The organism is Microcoleus sp. B6-A1 (assembly GCF_036705085.1).
Classification (GTDB): domain Bacteria; phylum Cyanobacteriota; class Cyanobacteriia; order Cyanobacteriales; family Microcoleaceae; genus Microcoleus.
On sequence record NZ_JAUBTU010000004.1, the window covers coordinates 1 to 20,219 of the forward strand.

General features: G+C 44.4%; 13 protein-coding genes. 6 read left to right on the plus strand and 7 right to left on the minus strand.

Going from position 1 to position 20,219, the window contains the following annotated elements; translation table 11 throughout:
* Together QUB11_RS02050 and QUB11_RS02055 are read left to right on the plus strand one after the other, a co-directional pair.
* On the plus strand, window positions 1–204 hold a 204-nt coding region (locus QUB11_RS02050), incomplete at its 5' end, for a hypothetical protein (protein ID WP_333389546.1).
* 20 nt (window positions 205–224) lie between these two features.
* On the plus strand, window positions 225–1,064 hold the full coding sequence (locus QUB11_RS02055) for a Tab2/Atab2 family RNA-binding protein (protein ID WP_333203731.1): 840 nt from the start codon (window positions 225–227) through the stop codon (window positions 1,062–1,064).
* 389 nt (window positions 1,065–1,453) lie between these two features.
* Here the strand turns inward: QUB11_RS02055 and QUB11_RS02060 are convergent, their stop codons facing one another.
* Window positions 1,454–1,660, minus strand: coding sequence for a hypothetical protein (locus QUB11_RS02060; protein WP_333203729.1), 207 nt, complete (start codon window positions 1,658–1,660; stop codon window positions 1,454–1,456).
* Between the two features lie 209 nt (window positions 1,661–1,869).
* Between QUB11_RS02060 and QUB11_RS02065 the strand changes: the two genes are divergently transcribed.
* Together QUB11_RS02065 and QUB11_RS02070 are read left to right on the plus strand one after the other, a co-directional pair.
* Window positions 1,870–2,742: an S-methyl-5'-thioadenosine phosphorylase gene (locus QUB11_RS02065; RefSeq protein ID WP_333203727.1), complete on the plus strand. Its 873-nt coding sequence runs from the start codon at window positions 1,870–1,872 to the stop codon at window positions 2,740–2,742.
* Between the two features lie 395 nt (window positions 2,743–3,137).
* Complete coding sequence (locus QUB11_RS02070; protein ID WP_333203725.1) at window positions 3,138–4,775, plus strand: FAD-dependent oxidoreductase; 1,638 nt, start codon at window positions 3,138–3,140, stop codon at window positions 4,773–4,775.
* A 281-nt stretch (window positions 4,776–5,056) separates the two neighbouring features.
* Here the strand turns inward: QUB11_RS02070 and QUB11_RS02075 are convergent, their stop codons facing one another.
* From QUB11_RS02075 to QUB11_RS02085, 3 genes are all read right to left on the minus strand, one after another.
* Complete coding sequence (locus tag QUB11_RS02075; protein WP_333203723.1) at window positions 5,057–6,463, minus strand: SagB family peptide dehydrogenase; 1,407 nt, start codon at window positions 6,461–6,463, stop codon at window positions 5,057–5,059.
* 8 nt (window positions 6,464–6,471) lie between these two features.
* On the minus strand, window positions 6,472–8,715 hold the full coding sequence (locus QUB11_RS02080; protein ID WP_333203721.1) for a TOMM precursor leader peptide-binding protein: 2,244 nt from the start codon (window positions 8,713–8,715) through the stop codon (window positions 6,472–6,474).
* 275 nt (window positions 8,716–8,990) lie between these two features.
* The gene (locus QUB11_RS02085) at window positions 8,991–9,320 is read right to left on the minus strand and encodes a hypothetical protein (protein ID WP_333203719.1); all 330 of its coding nucleotides are present in this window, start codon (window positions 9,318–9,320) and stop codon (window positions 8,991–8,993) included.
* A 437-nt stretch (window positions 9,321–9,757) separates the two neighbouring features.
* On the opposite strand from QUB11_RS02085, the gene QUB11_RS02090 reads away from it, so the two are divergent.
* On the plus strand, window positions 9,758–15,376 hold the full coding sequence (locus QUB11_RS02090; RefSeq protein ID WP_333203717.1) for a protein kinase domain-containing protein: 5,619 nt from the start codon (window positions 9,758–9,760) through the stop codon (window positions 15,374–15,376).
* Between the two features lie 243 nt (window positions 15,377–15,619).
* Here QUB11_RS02090 and QUB11_RS02095 read toward each other — a convergent pair whose 3' ends face one another.
* Window positions 15,620–16,843 carry a tetratricopeptide repeat protein gene (locus tag QUB11_RS02095; RefSeq protein WP_333203715.1) on the minus strand — a complete coding sequence of 408 codons (1,224 nt, stop codon included), beginning with the start codon at window positions 16,841–16,843 and terminating at the stop codon, window positions 15,620–15,622.
* A 452-nt stretch (window positions 16,844–17,295) separates the two neighbouring features.
* Between QUB11_RS02095 and QUB11_RS02100 the strand changes: the two genes are divergently transcribed.
* Window positions 17,296–17,442, plus strand: coding sequence for a hypothetical protein (locus QUB11_RS02100; RefSeq protein WP_333203713.1), 147 nt, complete (start codon window positions 17,296–17,298; stop codon window positions 17,440–17,442).
* 169 nt (window positions 17,443–17,611) lie between these two features.
* On the opposite strand, the gene QUB11_RS02105 is transcribed toward QUB11_RS02100, so the two are convergent.
* Both QUB11_RS02105 and QUB11_RS02110 read right to left on the minus strand, forming a co-directional pair.
* Entirely contained in the window at window positions 17,612–18,109 is a 498-nt protein-coding gene (locus QUB11_RS02105; RefSeq protein WP_333203711.1) for a hypothetical protein, read from the minus strand.
* Window positions 18,110–18,425: 316 nt separating this feature from the next.
* Window positions 18,426–20,213 carry a PAS domain-containing sensor histidine kinase gene (locus tag QUB11_RS02110; RefSeq protein WP_333203709.1) on the minus strand — a complete coding sequence of 596 codons (1,788 nt, stop codon included), beginning with the start codon at window positions 20,211–20,213 and terminating at the stop codon, window positions 18,426–18,428.
* Between the last annotated feature and the right edge of the window lie 6 nt (window positions 20,214–20,219).

Here is a 20,219-nt window from a genome sequence, read left to right on the forward strand (position 1 = left end):
ACTCACGCTTTGTCTCGGATGATTCACTTTTACCCCCTCAATCCGCGTATGTGCCAGTTGGGGGTGCGGAATGTGGGTTATAAAGGGGAGGGAGTAAGAAATTCACAAATGATGCGAGGATGGCTATATCGCTCGAAGTTTTTTTTCAAAGTTCGGTATTGTATCGGATTGTCACCAGGCTATATTAAAATTATCGAGTTGTAGATTTTATTTTTAAATTATTTATGCGTATTTGGCAAGCCGATTTTTACCGCCGCCCTCTCCAAGACGAAACTGGCAAACCACTGTGGGAACTCTTAATTTGCGACTCGGAAGGCAGTTTTCAATTTAGCGCTGTTTGTAGCCAGGGAGACGCAAATTCTAATTGGCTAGCTTCGCAGTTGCAGCAGCAAGCTCAAACTCAGAATTTGCCCGACTTGATTCAAGTATTTAGGCCTCAGTCTCTGGGCTTAATCGAAGCTGCGGGCAAAGTTTTGGGTGTCAAGGTGGAAGCGACTCGGCGCACTGCTGCTCTGAAATTGCTGCTGCAACAACGCGCCAAAGAATATTCGAGTATGCCTAATTATACAGGTGAAACTTACAGCGCGATCGCCCTCGACTCGCCGCCGCCCGTACCCTTACCCGAAAACCTCTGGGGGGATGGCTGGCGTTTTGCTTCCCTACCCGCCGGCGACATTGAAGAGGCTTTCCAAGGGCGTCCCCTGCCAATTTTGGAAATGCCAGAATTGCTGTTACCGCTGAATTTGGGCTTGGCCTCAACAGTACCCGTACCGGGAGTGGTGATTGACGGCGGACGCCAGTCTATGCGGTTGGCTAGATGGCTTCAGGATGCCAAACCTTTTGCTTTGAATTATATCGCTGGAGAACCAGACGGATTGATATTGGAAGCTGGGTTAGTAGATAGGTGGGTTGTGGCTACTTTTGAAGATAGCGAGGTGAAAGCCGCGGCCCAAATTTACCAACAGCGTAAGCAATTAAGTAAAGGATTACATTTTTTGTTAGTGCAGCCCGATGATAGTGGCATGACTTATACAGGCTTTTGGCTGCTGAATTTTGATCGATAAGATGTAATATCAATTCCGGTTGCACGAGGGAAATGATTGTTGACTGTTGACTGCTGACTGTTGACTGTTGAGAAGCGAAATATTTTACACCTAATTTCCAGCTTCCCGATTCATCTGTGGAGTCAATTCTAAGATCTAAAATCTAAAATCGACTGACTGCTGAATGTAGAAGGAGGGGTCGCAAAACTGGATGGTTGAATGTTAACTGTTGACTCGATTTTATTAATTCCGATGCAACCGGCAACGATATAAATAATATTATTTGTGATGTTGATCAATCGCGCGCCGAAAAATAGTAAAACAGCGCTCGAACGCAGTTTTAGCAGATACAGACTCAGACACAAATTTTAAAACACCTTCTTGAGCTAGCAAGATATAGTGCTGGAAATTTATTCTACAACTAAAATCAAGCCGTTTTGGATGCCCTGACACACTCGGTTGATGTGACACTGGTCTTTTTCGTTAAGACCATTCTGGGCTAGCATGGCTGATTTCAGCAGCCGTCTGTCAAGGGGGGTGATTTGACGAAAAGCAAAGATGCGCTGGACGATCGCCTCGATCGAGATTTTGGGGAGGTTAGCAGAGCTGACTGTCATGAGCTTAACACGCTAAAAATAAGTAACAGAACTGTGTACCTTTATTTTTAAAGATTTTGTGAAGCTACTTTGTGATTAATATCACATGATTTTGGTGACAAAATAGTGTATGTCGGGTGACTGTTGTCACGAAATCTTCAATTATCTTTACGCCAACTTAACGATGGCCCGATAGAATCACTGTGGTAAAACTCAAGCAGAGGGTAAAAATGGCACAAGCAAAAATCGGAATTATCGGCGGCAGCGGTTTGTATAAAATGGAGGCCCTCAAGGATATTGAAGAGGTGAAAATTGATACACCTTTTGGAGCGCCATCGGATGCCGCAATTGTGGGAACATTGGACGGTACGCCCGTAGCATTTCTGGCTAGACACGGCCGCAACCACACTTTTTTGCCCTCAGAAGTGCCGTATCGCGCAAATATTTATGCAATGAAGAGTTTGGGAGTTGAGTATTTAATCTCAGCGTCGGCGGTTGGTTCCCTGAAAACAGAGGCGAAACCTTTAGATATGGTAGTACCGGATCAGTTTATCGATCGTACAAAAAATCGAGTTTCTACTTTTTTTGGAGAAGGAATAGTCGGTCACATCACATTCGGCGATCCGGTTTGCGGCGAATTGGCTAAAGTGTTAGCAAGTGCGATCGAATCCTTGAACCTCCCCGACGTTAACCTCCACCGGGGCGGCACCTACGTCTGCATGGAAGGCCCCGCATTTTCCACAAAAGCAGAATCCCACCTTTACCGCAGTTGGGATGCCACAGTCATTGGGATGACAAATTTGCCGGAAGCAAAATTAGCGAGAGAAGCTGAAATTGCCTACGCAACTTTAGCATTAGTCACAGACTACGACTGCTGGCATACCGAACACGACAGCGTAACAGTAGAAATGGTAATAGCCAATTTGCACCGCAATGCAGAGAATGCTCAAAAAGTCATTCAAGAAACAGTCCGTAGACTAACAGAAAACCCCCCAGTATCTGATGCACATTCAGCTTTAAAATATGCAATTCTGACTCGGCTGGATCAAGTGCCGACCGCAACTAAGGAGAAAATGGGTTTGTTGTTGCAGAAATATTTGTAGTTGAAAGTGAGGCGTTGCATATTTGCGGGATGATTTTGAATTTTATCAAAGCTGAAAACCCTTATTTTTCGGCGTGGCTATAAGAGTTCACCCTACAAGAGTCCTCCCAAAATTATGCAATGCCGTACAATCAATATCAAAGTGAGGCGAATTACTAAACTGTTGTGCATTTAATTTGTATGTTGAGGGCGGGCAAGATGCCCAACCCCTACTCCCCACACGAGGAAAAATTTCTTTTAGTATGCAATTTAAATGCGAATTACTATTGGCCAATGACTGATTATATTACGATGGTTTTTTCTCTTTATGTAACTTGACGCTAATAGGTTCTTGGAGTGTCCTGACGCTGATTGATCGATAAGTAATTTTTTAGGTGGGAATTTTACTAGGAAGTTATGAGTAATAGTGCAGTTAAGCCAAATCAAATGATTGATGTTGCAGTTGTGGGTGGTGGCGTTTCTGGGGTCTACGCTGCTTGGCGGTTAGCATCTCATCACAAATCTTCTAAGATTCGTCTCTATGAATTGAGCGATCGCATTGGTGGTCGGTTATTATCAATGACAATGCCGGGGATGCCTCATGTTCAGGCTGAGTTGGGTGGGATGTATGTGACGGAATCTCAGGCTATTGTCTGGGAATTGATTCAGTTGCTGAACCTGAAGACAACGGTTGTTGACTTTAGCAGTCCGGGAGTACGGGCATATGTTCGCGATCGCCATTTGTTGATGAGTGAATTTAACCAACCGGATAAAGTACCTTATAATTTACGGCCGGATGAAGAAGGTAAAAATTATGAGGAATTGTTCGATTTGGCTGTTGGGCGGGCGATTCCCGATCAAAAATTGACTGCGGCCTATTTTGCCTCACAAGAGTGGAAGCGCGATCGCGAAACGCTGAAAATTGACGGTCAACACTTGTATGATTTGAGTATTTGGGAAGTGTTGCTGAAGGAAATTAGCAACGAGGCTTACAATCTCTGTTTGGATACAGGCTTTTTCTATTCGGATTTGGGTACTTGGAATGCGGCTAGTGCGATCGCTACGAGTATGTCTCTTCCCTACAGCGATACTTGGTACATGATGGCTGATGGCTACCAAACATTACCGAAAACCCTCGCGACAGAATTTGAGAGACAGGGTGGGGAAGTGTGCCTAAATCATCGATTAAAAACCTTCGATCGCACCTCTGAAGGGCTGATTAGGTTAAATTTTGTCGATCGCGCTGGCCATTCCCTCCCGCCCGTGTTCGCGAAACATCTGATTTTAGCAATGCCGAAGCGATCGCTAGAACTGTTGGCCGTAGAAAATCAGCAGAATTTCCTATTTAGCAATTCAACTTTTCAGGAAAATATCCAAACTGTTAGTGGCGATTCCGCTTACAAACTTTTCCTCGGCTATCATACTCCTTGGTGGCACGAACTAAATATTCATGGTGGTACTTCAGCTACAGATTTGCCGATGCAAAAGTGTTACTACTTCGGTACAGAAAGCACCCAAGGGGGCGATCCCAACAATCACAACTCGCTATTATTAAGTGTTTTTTCTGATAATATTGCTGCGGGTTTTTGGCGAACGATGGCCTATAATCCAGATAACCCAGAAAAACGTCCAGCTTTTCGCGGAGAACGAGGCGAAAAACTGGAATTGAGAGCTTTTCTGAAAAGTGATGGTTCTATTACCACAGACCCCTTAGTTCCTTCTCAGAACATGGTACGGACGGCCCAGCGACAAATCAAAGCCCTACACAATTTAGCAGATATTCCAGAACCTTATACCGCCCTTTATATCGACTGGCAAAAAGATCCCTACGGGGGAGGATGGCACTCTTGGAACCCCCGCTGTCAGCCCTGGGAAGTGATGAAACAGATGCGGCATCCGATTCATGCTGCTAATGTTTATGTCTGTGGCGAAGCCTATTCAAATATGCAAGGATGGGTGCAAGGAGCGTTGAATAGTGCAGAATTAATGTTAGAGGAAAACTTTAACTTGAGTCGGCCTGCATGGTTGCCACCCAGTTATGATTTAGGGTCGTAAAATTCATTTTAATTTTCGTCAATCCCCGTAGTAGGGACACCGCAGTTCCCATTGGTGTCAACTTAAGACTGAAACCCCTGATAAATCTCGCTTTTAGCCCAGTCTAGATCCCCCTAAATCCCCCTTAAGAAGGGGGACTTTGAGAATATTCCTGTCCCCCCCTTATTAAGGGGGGCTAGGGGGGATCTAAGTTTAATAGTCAAACCCGAGTCTGTGACTGGGTTAGAAGTTAAGTTGACACCAATGGGCAGTGCCGTGTCCCTACCTGTATAGGAAACTAATCACCGACTCCCCAAGATAAACTCTCCCACTGAGGATTCGGCAAAATAATCGCATCCTGCCGCTGCTGCAAATAACTCGGAATTTCCCCCGCCAACTCCCGACGGCGCGAGATTCATTGCTGTTGCCACTAAATACATCGTTTGATACAAAATCCCAACGTGCTTTAATATTAGACTATAGGCCATTGATTCATAGCCCCAAGTTACTCTCGAAAACCGAGAGGATAGCAGAATTAAAATCTGTGGTTCTACCTCTATCTGTACTGACAAGCCTGCACTTTTTAGCAATGCTTCTACCTGCTTTGTTTTCCCAGAAATTTTACAAAGTTGGTGTTCTTCGGGTGCATAATAATACAAGCCAGCCTCAATATTTTCACAGCGATTGATAGCTGTATAAATCTCTAAATCGTAGCAAGCGCCTCCGGTTGGATAAGGTCTATTGCTGCAATCCATGTTATCTCTGGGGACAATCTCGCGCAATCTCGCGGAACGATACAGAAATTCTCCTAATTGTTCAACAGTAATCGGCTTTTCTCCATGTTGCCGAATGGATTTTCTTGATTCTAAAATTGCTGTAAAAGGTCTATCTGTTTGTTTCAAACTGTCTAGGTCAGGTTTATAAAGATTAATAATCTCGTTGGATGGTTTGGCTTTGAGCACGGGTGTCGGTTCGATTTGCCCTAAAAATCGAAAGGTTTTGCCCATCAGATTGGAATGTCTGCCGCCGCGACTGCGGGAGTGAAATAATAAATCGTGAAATTCCCATTGAGTTAGAGTTTTACTTGGTTCTAAGCTGCTATTGTTGTTAACAGATGATAGCACTTCAGTAGTTAACAAAAAGCTGATAAATAATCGGGCGGTGGCTTCAGAAACCCCCGGAATTGTGGTTAAATCCGAGATGGCTTTAGGTCGCGAAAGTTCGTTAATTAAAGCTGCACTGCGCCAATCTTTGAGAATGATTTTGGCTTTGGAAAGGGGAGATTCTACTACAAGATGGGATTTTTCTGAGTGGCAATAGGCAAAGCGTGAAAGTTGATAGTTATTATCAGTAATTGTCTCTGATAATTGCCATTTATAGGGTGTGGCTATTGGCACGGCTGTAGCGATCGCACTGCCGTCTATTTCTAAAGTATGGTAAACTAAACCCAGGATGACAAATTGTTCTAGGTAGTAGTAGAATTTAGCGAGGGCGGAACTGCCATCGGTAGCAACTACCAGTTGAGTTAGGGCTGTTTCGGTGGCGCCTGCGGTAGAAATAACTTTAATCGCGGCGACAATTCCGGGGGAGAGTTTGTTGAGGTTAAAGTCGATGTATGGGGCTTTTAAAATTAAGCCTTTTTCGGCATCCTCAATTAGAGAAATTTCTGGCTTAAAAGAAAGGATGATTTGGGGGATGGTTTCACTCATAATTAATCTTAAAAGAATATCGGGAATGGGTTGATTTGGTGTTCGGGGATTGGTGCATCTAGCCAGCCTAATTTCACGGGAATGTCATAAAGTCGCCCTGGTGCTAAGCGTTTCCAAAAGTGCCGCATTCCTGGTACTATAACTTTGACGACATTTAAGCCAATGTCGGGCCTGGTTTGATCTAAAACAAAGGTTTCTAAGCCTAATGTTTCAGCTATTTTTACGCACTTTTCAACGTCTGCTTTTAAATCATCGCTGGCTAAGGGGGGATAGTCAGATAGTAATTTTAAAGGTTGGGAAGTATCGGGCGTTAAATAAGATTTATTTTCTAGGGTGGCGGTTTTGTACCACTCAACAGTGAGGCCGTCGGAAACGCCGTAATTTGTGCTACCATCGCTGTTAAAGGTTAATACTGCGGGTAACGATTGATTGACTTCTGTTAAAGCGCGAGATAGGGCAATTTTGGGATCGAAATGTGCGCCAAAACCAAAAATAATGTCTTCGATTTCTCTGTCGATGCGGTGAGAAAGGGCGGCAAAAACGGGAATGTTAAAATCACTGGTGAGGTCTAAAACCCAGAGACTTCGCTCTATACTTTGATAATAGTTTCTGAGTTCTTGAATGTAGGAATCGTTAAAGCTATCTAAATCAACTGCGGGGACTTTAACTCGATTGTACCACCACAAGGCAACGCTATCTCGCTCGACTAATTCCATAAATCCTTGCAAAATTGCCTCTTCTTTGGTATTGCCGGCGGCGCTACCGTTGGAGTCCGCCCAACAGTCGGGTTTTTCGGGTTTGGGATAGCCGTAATAACAGTAAGCTGTGGGTAAATATTTGACTCGTTGATGAGTTAATGACCAAATTGGTGTCCAGTCAATTTCTCGGCTGGTATCGAAGGGTTCGGGGACTCTTTGAAAGAAGTTATTACAGGTTTTATTCCATTCGTGGCGAGTGTTATATTGCGCTGCACTAAAACCCATGCAATCATTGGGGTGAAGGGCGGTTTCTCCCATTGTTTGATAGCTGCCTTTTTTTCGGATTTCGTCGCCTTGAAATACGCCGGAATATCTCTCAATGGCTTCTCCCAAGGCACTGGCTTTGGCTTGTTCGTCGGTTTTGCCTTTGCCGGCACTTCTGCCGCGTAAGTTTTCTTTGAGGAAGTACAAGTCATCGAACATGGTAGCGAAATTGTGGCCGGCTAAGTAGTTCGGTGTTAAAGCATTGGTTGTTTGGGGAACTTTGAGTAAACCGCGCACAACTCCGGTTATGGGACTGATTTGGCTGTCAAATTTTTGCAGGGTTTCGGTTGGGGAAAAGCCGCGATGTCCGCCGTCGGCGGTAAAGGTTTTTTTCTGGCTTTGGAGGACAAAGGGCTGGATTTCTTGGGGCGGAAGTTGACCGCATTCGGGGCATTGGGGGCGTTTAGTTATGGTGTGGTTGGTGGTTTTGAGGGTTTTGGTGTCAAAGGCAATTATTGTATTTTCTAAGGTTTTATTATTGCCTTGGATAATCCATTTTGCTAGTTCTGTGGCGGCTAAATTTAAACCCATTTGTAGGGTGGAAGGTAGGTAAGATGGGGGATTTAATAAGGGTGTTGAGTAGTTTTTTTGACGCTGGATGAAGCTTTGGGTGGGGCGATTTGCTCTCAGGCGTTGGGCGAGACATTCCCAGCAGGCGGTGGTTTCGGGGTGGAAAATCGGGCCAACCCAAATTGTGGAACTTGTAGGTTTGACGAGTAGCCAAGGGTTGCCTGTTTGAAGGGCTTTTTGGTTGAATTCGCCCAGTTCTGGTTGCAGGTAATCGTCGGCTAGGATGACGGTGATATCTGCGGTGGCCGAGGTTTGAATGCCGAGGGTTTCTAGGGCGCTAATGCAAGTTTCTGCTGGAATTTGGCTGTAGGAGATGACGGCTACTTTGAGGGATTGTAGGCGCGATGTGGCTTGCTGAGGGGAGATGTTTAAAAGGGTGTAGAATGCAGCAGTTTCATCGGGGAGGGAGGTGTCGTTTTCGATCAGGTGGCCTTGTTTTTCTAGCAGGGCTAGGGTATAGTAAATTTCTGGCGGTGAGGCTTGACCTCGCAGTTGATTGACGATTTCGTCTGCGGTGTTGTTACCGTTAATTAAGGGGGTTAATAGTTCGTAAAGGTGGCCTGAGAGGACGAAGGAATCTGACTCGGAGATCAGGAATACTCCCACCGATTTGATGATTTCGACGGTGAAGCAATTTTTAAACTTTGGTTGGTAGAGCATCCTGAAGGGTGTTTAATATAATGTTTGAATGGATTTTAGCGTCAGATAAAAGCCGGGGCGGGTTAGCGGTGATATGGGATAATTATTAACAAATAATATAAACCCGCCGCAGCCATATAATTCAGATACAATCCCAAAAATAAGGGAAGTAGGTTGGGAAAAATTACGTCTCTTTACTACAGCCAACTCTCCTGAAGCGGCCCCGCTGCGACTAGACAAGCGGGGCCGAAAAACTGGCAAGCTACGGGTTCCGCCTGCGGTAAGCTAAAGGAACTTTAGGTGCAACAGACCCTAAGTCTTCCTGGTAATATCTCAGCCCGCCCATCAAGCCAACTGCTAATCTGTTCCTCTGTCAGATCATCGGGTTTGGGAGGTAGGGGTAGGACATAAATCACCGTTTCCCCTTGAGTACCTAGAAGGACGGGAACTGCATCGGGACTCTGATTGATGCGGACTTCTACGAAGTCTTCAATTAATCCAGCCTCCCGGAGGGTAGCGGTGGGTCGAGTGAGCAAGTTATTGTAAAGTTCAGGGTTTAACCATGACTGAGCAATGAACCGAGATATTTCAGCTTCAGCGCTTCTCCAATCCTGCGGAAATGCCATAATTTTCTCCTAGCTCCCTTTTGTGGGAAATATAGATTTTGCTGTTATTCTATAACAGATGAGTTCTCTACAGTCTCGATCAGCAACTATTGACCGCGACCTGGCTTATTGTATTATGTTAAATGTTGTAGGGGCGGGTTCACCAACAATATTTGGTTAAGATAGATTATCTCATAAACCCGCCCCCACCCAACGACAAATCTCCCGATCGCTTCATGTCATATCCTATCCGATGAGTTGACCATCATAATATTCCGGCCGGGGCGGGTTTATCAGATGGTTGATTTTCACCAAATATTGTTGGTGAACCCGCCCCTACAGCTTTTCTATCGTCATGCAAAATATGAATTTTTACGGATTTTCTTGATGATACAGTGGTTTTCACTCCCGATAGGCTAATATCACTAACAAGCACAATACCAACCAGCGCAGGGACTATGCTCGGACTTAACGGATATCGCATTGTACAAGAACTTCACAGCGGCGTAAAAAGTTTGGTTTATCGAGGCTACCGCGAAGCAGACCAGCAACCCATTATCGTCAAACTCCTCAAATCCGAGTACCCAACTCTGGAAGAAGTCACCCGCCTCAGAAATGAATACAAAATTACCCAACCCCTAGACAGTTCTAGTATCACCAAAGTCTATAGCCTAGAAAACTATCGCAATAGCTTTGCCCTAATCTTAGAAGATTTTGGCGGCTCCTCTCTCGACCAGTTACTTACTAACCAAACCTTCCCTTTGACAGAAGTTCTGAGAATTGCCATTGCCTTAATAGATGCCTTAGATTATTTGCACCGCCATTCGATTATTCACAAAGATATTAAACCGGGCAATATCATTATTAACTCTACCACAGGCGAAGTCAAACTCACTGACTTTAGCATTTCCTCCCGCCTGCAACAAGAAAATCAATCTGTGAGCAACCCCTCAGAACTGGCGGGTACTCTCGCCTATCTCTCCCCAGAACAAACGGGGCGAATGAACCGCTCGGTAGATTACCGAACCGACTATTATTCTTTAGGAGTTACTTTATACGAAATGCTGGCGGGTCAGTTACCTTTTTCTACGGTCGATCCGATGGAGTTAATACATTGTCACTTAGCTAAACAGCCTTTACCTATTTGTGAAATTAGAGAAATTCCTCAAATTATTTCTGATATCGTAATGAAGCTCTTAGCGAAAAATGCCGAAGAGAGATATCAGAGCGCAGCGGGATTAAAATTTGACTTAGAAACTTGTTTAAATCAGTTGCTTGCTACAGGAACAATAGCACCTTTTGCCATTGCCACCCGTGACAAAGGTAGCCAATTACTGATACCACAAAAACTTTACGGCCGCGAACAGGAAGTAATAGAATTACTAGCCGCCTTTGAAAGAATTAGCCACTCCTCTATAACCCCGACATCTCTAACCCCCAACCCCCTTAGTAAGGGGGCTTTAGAGGAATCCACTCTTACTCCCCCCTTAGCAAGGGGGGCCGGGGGGGTTCCAAGCGAAGAACCCTCTATAACCCCAACATCTCTAACCCCCAACCCCCTTAGTAAGGGGGCTTTAGAGGAATCCCCTCTTACTCCCCCCTTAGCAAGGGGGGCCGGGGGGGTTCCAAGCGAAGAACCCTCTCTTACCCCCCCCTTATCAAGGGGGGCCGGGCGGGATCAAAGCCATGCCGAAATGATCCTAGTATCCGGTTATTCGGGCATTGGCAAAACCGCCATCGTCAACGAAGTTCACAAACCCATAGTCCGCCAGCGGGGTTATTTCATTTCCGGCAAATTTGACCAATTTAACCGTAACATTCCCTACTCAGCCATCATCACAGCTTTTCAAGCCTTAATTAACCAATTACTCACAGAAAATGCCGGACAAGTTGCCAGTTGGAAACATCAACTCTTAGATGCCCTGATCCCCAATGCCCAAGTCATTATTGATGTCATCCCCGAAGTTGAATTCATTATCGGCCCCCAGCCAGAAGTACCGCAATTAGGGCCAACAGAATCACAAAACCGCTTCAATCGAGTTTTTCAACAATTCCTCAAAGTCTTTTGTCAGCCCCAACACCCCGTTGTCCTTTTTTTAGATGACTTGCAGTGGGCAGATGCAGCCTCCCTGAAACTGATGCAACTGCTGATGAGTGACTCTGACAGCCAATTTTTGTTAATCATTGGAGCATATCGCGATAACGAAGTCAACCCCACTCACCCTTTAATTCAAACCTTAGAAAAAATCCGCGCATCGGGGGCAAATCTCAACAACATCACCGTCCAACCTTTAGCGCTAAATCATGTTAGCCAACTGATTGCCGATACTCTCAATGAATCCGCAGCCACAAAACGCATTCAATCCTTTTCACAACTCCTGTTTAGCAAAACCCAAGGCAACCCTTTCTTTTTAACCCAACTGCTGAAAACCCTCGCCTTGGAAAACCTGCTGCATTATGAAGCCAGCAGCGATAAATGGCAATGGGATATCGAGGCAATCCAAGCCATTGGCATTACCGATTTAAACGTGGTCGAACTGATTGCTAGAAACATTCAAAAACTACCAGAGGTTACTCAGAAAGCCTTAAAACTTGCCGCTTGCGTTGGCAACACTTTCAACTTAGATGTTTTAGCGATTGTCAACCAAGCATCAGAATTAGTATCCGGGGCACAGTTGTGGCCAGCGCTTCAGGCGGGTTTGATTTTACCCCTCTCCGAAGCCTACAAAATTCCCTTGGTATTTGTCGATTCGGAATCTGAATCAGTGCGGCTGCAAGATGTGAAAGTAGATTACAAATTCTTGCACGACAGAGTGCAGCAATCTGCCTATTCTCTGATTCCCGAAACCGAGAAAAAATCAACTCACTTCCAAATCGGTCAACTGCTGCTGCAAAATACCACAGCAGAAGAACGCAAAAACAATATTTTTGCCCTGGTTAATCAATTGAATTTTGGTATAGAGACAACCACAGAGGAATTACCGCTACTAGCCGCACAGTCAGACAAAAACCTGTTAGCAGAACTTAACTTGATTGCCGGTCAAAAAGCTAAAGCATCCGCAGCCTTTGAAGCGGCTGTTAATTATTTTAATCTCAGTTTGGGACTGCTGGCTGCCGATAGTTGGCTGAGTGATTATGACTTGACGCTGCCTATCTATGTGGAAACCGTAGAAGCTGAATATTTAAACGGTAATTTTGCACGGGCGGAACAGCTTTTAGAAGTTGTGCTGCAAGAGGGAAAAACGCTTTTAGACAGAGTGAAAGTTTACGAGGTAAAAATTCAGTCTTATATTTCTCAATACAGGCTATCAGAAGCAATAGATACAGGGCTAGAAGTGCTGGAAAAATTAGGTATTTCGCTGTCGAAAATGTCAGAAAATCCCGGAATTTTGATTCAGGTAATTTCAAGAAAAATGACCGAAGAAAATAAACAAATTGAGGATTTATGCGACCTTCCCGAAATGACCGATCCTTATAAGTTTGCCGCAATTCGGATTCTTTTAAGTGTTACTTCGGCTGCTTATATTACGAATCCTGCTTTACTGCCACGGCTTTTATTTGCAATGGTGGATCTCTGCTTAACTTACGGAAATCCTCCTTTAGCTGCTGGCGTGTACGTTCATTATGGTATCTTTTTGACTGCTTCTGGAGATATTGATTCAGGATATAGATTTGGTCAGTTATCTTTAAGATTTTTGGAGCAATTTAATGCCAAAAATATAAAAGTAATTGTTTTATATTGCTTTAACTTATCTATTCGACACTGGAAAGACCATGTTAGGGAAACCATAGACTCTTTGCAAGACGCTGTTAATAGTGGGCTAGAAACAGGAAATTTAGAGTATGGGTGTTACGCAATTATAGTAAATAATCTTCATATATTCTTTGCGGGCAACGACTTAGATTTGCTTGATGTTAAAACCAGAGAGTATGTATCTTTGATTGGCAAACTAAAGCAATCTCATTCTTTTGAAGCTATTAAGATGTGTCAACAACTTTACTTGAATTTACTGGGTCAGTCAAACCGACTAACTGAGTTAACAGGCGATCAATATAATGAAAAAGAGTCTATTGAAGCTGCATTACAAATGAATAATTATTATAACTTGTTTTTTATATACACTTTTAAAACTTTACTTTCATATTTATTTAAAGAACCAGAAGTCGCCGTTGAGAATGCTCGACAAGCAGATAAATATAAGGCACCTGCTGGCGGTTTGATGGCTACAGCACAACTCAACTTTTACTACTCCCTCAGCCTCCTCGCTCAATATCCCCACGTCAGCGAAACCGAACAGAGAGAATATCTCCAACAAGTAGCCACCAATCAACAAACAATGAGACATTGGGCCAACAATTGCCCCGCCAACTACCAACACAAATACGAGTTAGTAGAAGCAGAAAAAGCGAGAATTTTAGGAGACTACCCCGCAGCCATCACCCTCTACGATGCGGCCATCACCGGGGCCAGAGAACAACAATACACCCAAGAAGAAGCCCTCGCCAACGAACTCACCGGCGAATTTCACCTAACTCGCGGCCAAGAAAACATGGCCCGCTTCTTCCTACTAGAAGCATACTACTGCTACATCCGCTGGGGAGCCAAAGCCAAAGTCAAAGACTTAGAAACCCGATATCCGCAATTCTTCGCCAAAATCAACGCTCAAAAACCCCCAGAAACCAGCCTCACCTTAGCCACCATCATTACCAGTAGCAGCAATTCCGAAGGATTTGACTTAGCCTCCGTCTTCAAAGCCGCCCAAGCCATCTCCAGTGAAATAGTCCTCAGTGAATTGCTAGCAAAACTAATCAAAATCGCCATAGAAAATGCCGGCGCACAAACCGGATATTTGCTACTCAAACACTCAAACACATTCACCATAGAAGCCGTCGGACAAGTGGAAGGCGACAACATCACCCTCTCACAAATCCCCCATCTGCCCCTCCCCGAATTCCTCCCCATCAGCGTCATCAACTATGTAGAAAGAACCAAAAAACCTGCCGTCTTAAACAATGCTACCACCGAGGCAATGTTTGCCGCCGACCCCTATATTGTTGCCCATCAAACCAAATCCATACTCTGTACTCCCATCATCAATCAAGGTCGCTTCATGGGCGTAGTTTACTTAGAAAACAACCTAGCAGAAAAAGTATTCACCCCAGCGCGAATAGAAGTTTTACAACTCCTATCTTCCCAGGCATCTATCGCCCTAGAAAATGCCCAACTTTATCAAACCCTAGAGCAAAAAGTAGAAGAACGCACCGCACAATTAGCCCAAGCTAATAAAGAAATATTGGTTTTGAACCAACGGCTAAAAGTAGAAAACCTTCGTATGAGTGCCGAACTAGACGTAACCCGCCGCCTGCAACAAATGATTTTGCCTCAACAGCAGGAATTAGACTCAATTGCAGGGCTAGAAATTGCTGCCTTCATGGAACCGGCTGATGAAGTTGGTGGCGACTACTACGACGTACTAAATCACGGCGGTAAAGCCACAATTGGCATCGGCGACGTGACAGGACACGGTTTAGAAAGTGGCGTGTTAATGATTATGGCGCAAACAGCAATTCGCACTTTGCTGGTTCACAAGGAAACCGACCCCGTTAAATTATTACAGACAGTCAACCAAACGCTTTTTGACAACGTAGAGCGCATGGATTCCGGTAAAAATATGAGCCTTTCTTTGCTGGAATATCGGGGGGACAACACCCTGCATTTGAGCGGACAGCACGAAGAGGTGATTGTCGTGCGTGACAGCGGCGAAGTAGAGCGGATTGATACCATAGAGTTAGGTTTTCCCATCGCCTTGGAAGCAGATATTGCCGATTTCATTGCTTCTACTGAAATACAGTTGAATTCGGGGGATGTTGTCGTACTCTACACAGATGGAATTACCGAAGCTTTTGATATGAATAAAAATCAATACGGTATCGAGCCATTGATTGAAGTTGTTGTCCTTAACAGGGAAAAGTCAGCAACAGAAATCAAGCAAGCTGTTATTGACGACGTGCGGCGATACATCGGGGAGCAAAAAGTATTTGATGACATTACTTTGGTAGTAATCAAACAGAAGTAATACTAATTCTCTAAAATCGTGCAACACTCTTCGACCCCCCCTAGCCCCCCCGCTGCATTGCGGGGGGAACAAGAATACTGTTGCATTCTTTTTTAAAATTGGTATTACAGCAGATTCCACGCTTATGAAGTACCCCCGCCTAGCGTCATATCCCCGTAGGGAAACGGCGAAAACCTTTGTCCCTAAACTTCGTAAACCTGGAATAGGCTGTAGGTATTTTCCCACTCATCTACTTAGTTCCGCTCAATTAATCAACTGCTTGAAGGCTTCATGTTCGCGAATCTTCTCCAAATCAGCTTCACTTTTTGCCAACTCTTTACATACATTCGGATTGAGATTGAGGGCGCGCTTTAAATTTTCAATGGCTAATTCAATTTTACCTTGTAGGGCATAACATCGGGCTTTGTTGTACCAAATTCGGTAAAAATCAGGTCGGATTTTAGCAGCATTGTCGTAGGAAGCGATCGCATCTTCGTATTTTTGCAATTTGGAGAGTGCAACGCCTCGATTGTTCCAAGCGTCAGTATAATCATTTTTAATTTGTAGGGCTTGATTGTAAGAAATTACTGCTTGTTCGTACTCCTGCATTTTGGAAAAAGCAACGCCTCGGTTGTTCCAAGCATCGGCATAATCGGGTTTGGCTTGAATTGCTTGTTCGTAACAGCCGATCGCCTCCTGGTACTTCTGCAACTCCAACAATACCACGCCTCGATTGTTCCAAGCATCGGGATAATTGGGGCGAATTGTAGTAGCTTGTTCGTAAGAGGCGATCGCCTCTGGATACCGCTGCATTCTCGTGAGCACTACTCCTCGGTTATTCCAAGTATCGGCTAAATCCGGCTGAATTTGCAGGGCCTGATCGTAAGCGGCGATCGCATCTTGATAACGGTTTTCAAAGAAACAAGCATCTCCCTGTTTAGCATAGTCGGCGGCCGTCAATAACTTTTGGTAATTGCCATAGTTAACCGGAGCAAATTCTTGAATTTGGGCATCGGGGAATAAAAGGTCTGTTTCTGCCTCGGTCGAGTGACTTGGGTTTTGAATTTCGCCTAAGATAGTTTCAGCGTCGGAAATTAATAGTTTTAATTGAGAGATTGTATCGTAATGGAGACTTTCAATTTCTTGGCGGGCAATTGTTGTCTGCTTGGACAATTTGCTCAACAGAAACCAAACCCCGACTCCGGCTGCTGTCGGAAACAAAGTTAGGGCAATTATCAGCCCGTTCAGCAGTACCGCCGTGCGCCCGAAAGCAATGTCAACTTCTTCTTGAACTCGATCGTGAATTTCTTCTTTAAGTTGCTGCTGTGAGAATTGCTGCTGAACCAACAGTGCCGCCGTCGGTTCAGATGCAAAAACGGTATTGGCGCAGACTAGAATAGTCGAAAGGGCGATCGGGCTAATACTTTTTCTAAAGATACTTGACAAACGCATTGCCTTAGTGATACGCACCTGAGTTGCGATTTCCATGTGTCAAGAGATGCTGATAACGATGATCCCAGACTAGCCCATTTGTTCACCAAAAAATTGGGTTTGAAGCCCCGTCATAAGCTTGACGGCTTTAATTATAAAACTTTGTTAAAATATCTAATAAATCCTCAGCTAAAGTTTATAATTTAGACAGGCAAGTAAGAACAACCATCTACGTGTTGAAACGATTTCATAAGGTGAAACTCCTGGGTTGGATCGCTACTCGGCAATGCCGAGCCTGTCCAAACACGTAATAGTGAGTCGTTGAGCGTACCTAACTGGATTATTGATGGAATCAGAAAGCGATCTAAAAACAAAAGTAAGCGCAACAGCAATACTTCTCGTGCAAGTAGTTGTTTCGAGCGTGTAGATGCGATTTGACAGCGCGTTTAAGACTTAAGTCTTAAGAATCTCCGTGGCTTTAGCCCGGAGAGTGTCAAACGTTAGTAGCTTTGACACAGGATACTGTGATTTTGGAGTTTAAGGAAGGGCCTTACGACGTGGGGGCTGATAAAGACTTTTTGGCAAGTTTTCCTGCTGAGGGAACTGCGGCGGCGCGAGAATTAGTCCAGATGTGGGAAGCGGAATTTAACAGTTGACTGTTGACTGTTGACTGTTGGCTGTTGACTGTTGACTGTTGACTGTTGACTGTTAAAAATCTAAAATCTAAAATCTAAAATCTAAAATCTAAAATCGATGGGCTGTTGACTGTTAAAAACCTAAAATCTAAAATCTAAAATCTAAAATCTAAAATCGATGGGCTGATTACTAATTACTGATAAATCTAATTGTCGTCATCCGATTGTATAAATCCGGGGCGGTACGAATGATTTTTCTCAGGAGCTCATCCGTCACCCAAAAGACGAGGGGAAACGAAAATGTTTTGCTGAATTCGCTGCATAGTAGGTTGGTAGAAACGAGCAATCTATCGATCGGCTCCACGGATTCCAAACCGAGGAGCATTAAAGCTGGAGGCTTTTCGCCATCTATTTCTGCTGCGATTGTCGTGTAGAGAGTTGTCGCCGATTTGGGCAAAAACAGTTGTCGCGGTTTCACGGGACAATTTGCTTGCAGCCGATCGACTATTTGCTGCCGCAAAGCTAGCGAGTTGCAGTTGACTAAAACGAAAGAAAAGTAACCTTGGGAAAGACGGAGCGCCCGAATTAAAGTTGAGAACGACCGCTCGTTATATTTAGCTGAGTCGTACTTAGCTGCATCGTCTTTAGCTGTATTTTCTGAGCTTTGCTCGACAAACATAAATTGCATATTTTTTATCTAGTTTTAGAGATTTTCTAGATTAAATGATGTTTCTAAAGAAAATGTGAAGATCGGAAATTTATTTTTTCCTTTAAAAACATTTTGGTCACTATACCACGGTTTTAAATTAATATCAATAGTCCGAGCGAAATAGCCCGATCGACTGATTTGGCTTGAACCACTCAAAAAGCACCTGCGACGGCACAACAAAAGTATAGCCCCAGGCAGAAGGAAGAAGCATATTTCGCAAAGGTTTCAGCAATTAATAACGTTCTAAATATCTGGGACGGTTGCTAGATTAAATGTAATTTAAAATACAAAAAAATCAACGGAAATTCTCAGCTAGCGGCAAAGTAAACCAAAAACTTGCCCCAGCACCGGGAGTGCTAATTACCCCTATTTGGCCACCGTGAGCGCCAATAATTTGCCGACAAAGATATAGACCCAAACCCAAACCGACGGAGTGTCGGGATTGATCGCCCCTAACGTAAAGGTCAAAAAGATGTTCGCACTGTTCCGGCAATATTCCCACCCCGTCATCTTCCACGGTACAGTAAATCATCCTACTTCCGGGATTGGTAATGGGGAATTGTGGATTGGTAATCGGTAATTTGTCGATGTTTTGTTTTGCTGTTGTTTGATTTATAGTTAATTTACCGGCCTTGATTAATTGAGCCGAAACGGTTAAATTAAGTCCGGGCAGATTGTGTTTCAAAGCATTAGCAATCAAATTAGAGAACACACGCCACAACTGAGTTTTGTCAGCATTCACGGCTGGCAAATCTTCGGGAACCAAATTTTTAAAAGTAGCTTTACCCTCATTCATTAAAGGCTCCAAATCTGTCGCAGCAGCTTCAACTATCGCCCTCAAATCAACGGCATCGCAGTGCAAAACCAAACCGCGCAATTCCCCGGCGTGAACTTCCAACAGCGAATTTATCAAGCGCAATTGCTGCTCGCTACCTTGAATCATCCGATCCAAAATAGAACGGGGAATTGCGATCGAATCCCCGGTTTTCGTTTGCCAATTTTTCAGCACCATTAACATTCCCGCCACCGGGTTTCGCAAGTCGTGAGAAAGAGCGTGGATAAACAGCCGTAGCGATTCTTGTGCTTGTTTGCGCTGCGTGATATCCTCAATTAAACCCTCATAATAAAGCACGGCGCCGCTGCTGTCCCGTACCGCCCGCGCCTTCTCGGAAATCCAGACAATACTGCCGTCACAGCGGTAAATTTTAGATTCAAAATCCGATACTGTGCCGCTTTCCTCGATCGATCGCAAAAACTCATTTCTGCGAGCCGGATCGACGTACAACTGCCGCTCAATATCAGTAAACTTTGCCGTCACTTCTTCCGGGGAATCGCAGCCGTAAATCCGCGCCAAAGCGGGATTGGCAGTAATATAACGACCATCGGGAGTGCTTTGAAAAATCCCCTCGCCGGCATTCTCAAAAATGCTGCGGTATTTCGCCTCCGCCGCCTCCAACTGCTGGTAAGCAGATTCCAACTCACGCCTGGTACTAAACTCTTTCCGTTGCAGACATTCGTACCAATAAACCGACAAATCGCAAATCAAACAAAACCAAAACAAATATAAGTACAACCCGGTCAACTTAAAAGGAGTATACTTAGCAAAACTTAGATTTAAAACCAAATTTATCCCGACGTGGCAAAACAAAACGCCGAGTTGAGAAATCAGGTGGAGGCGCCAGCGGACGGGCATCAGCGTAGCTTGGATCAGAAAGGCTAAACTCCAGGTAAAAATTGGTAATTCCCCGGCTTGTGCCACAGCTAGCCCAAGCTGTACAACCACCGTCAGCGACCACGAAAAACCCAAAAATAGCAAACCGGGATAGCGCTGTCCAAAGGAGGTTTTTTGCAACACAAAACAGGTCAACAAACCCAATTCTACAGCAGCGCTCGTGTACAAATAAACACTTTTAAACTCCTGGCGAGCGAAGAATCTTTCGCCCAGAAAATAGACAGTTATTGTGAAGGCAAAAAAGATGGCAATTCCGACAGCAGGGCGTAGCCGATCTCGGAGGAAGCGATCGCGCCACACCTCATAAACCGTTAACGCCTGAACTGATTTTGCATTGCCCCAATAGTTCATACCATT

Excerpts from the sequence above, each read along its gene's own strand:
- QUB11_RS02055 (WP_333203731.1), top strand. The coding sequence starts at position 225 with ATGCGTATTTGGCAAGCCGATTTTTACCGCCGCCCTCTCCAAGACGAA.
- QUB11_RS02060 (WP_333203729.1), bottom strand. The coding sequence starts at position 1,660 with ATGACAGTCAGCTCTGCTAACCTCCCCAAAATCTCGATCGAGGCGATC.
- QUB11_RS02065 (WP_333203727.1), top strand. The coding sequence starts at position 1,870 with ATGGCACAAGCAAAAATCGGAATTATCGGCGGCAGCGGTTTGTATAAA.
- QUB11_RS02070 (WP_333203725.1), top strand. The coding sequence starts at position 3,138 with ATGAGTAATAGTGCAGTTAAGCCAAATCAAATGATTGATGTTGCAGTT.
- QUB11_RS02075 (WP_333203723.1), bottom strand. The coding sequence starts at position 6,463 with ATGAGTGAAACCATCCCCCAAATCATCCTTTCTTTTAAGCCAGAAATT.
- QUB11_RS02080 (WP_333203721.1), bottom strand. The coding sequence starts at position 8,715 with ATGCTCTACCAACCAAAGTTTAAAAATTGCTTCACCGTCGAAATCATC.
- QUB11_RS02085 (WP_333203719.1), bottom strand. The coding sequence starts at position 9,320 with ATGGCATTTCCGCAGGATTGGAGAAGCGCTGAAGCTGAAATATCTCGG.
- QUB11_RS02090 (WP_333203717.1), top strand. The coding sequence starts at position 9,758 with ATGCTCGGACTTAACGGATATCGCATTGTACAAGAACTTCACAGCGGC.
- QUB11_RS02095 (WP_333203715.1), bottom strand. The coding sequence starts at position 16,843 with ATGGAAATCGCAACTCAGGTGCGTATCACTAAGGCAATGCGTTTGTCA.
- QUB11_RS02105 (WP_333203711.1), bottom strand. The coding sequence starts at position 18,109 with ATGCAATTTATGTTTGTCGAGCAAAGCTCAGAAAATACAGCTAAAGAC.
- QUB11_RS02110 (WP_333203709.1), bottom strand. The coding sequence starts at position 20,213 with ATGAACTATTGGGGCAATGCAAAATCAGTTCAGGCGTTAACGGTTTAT.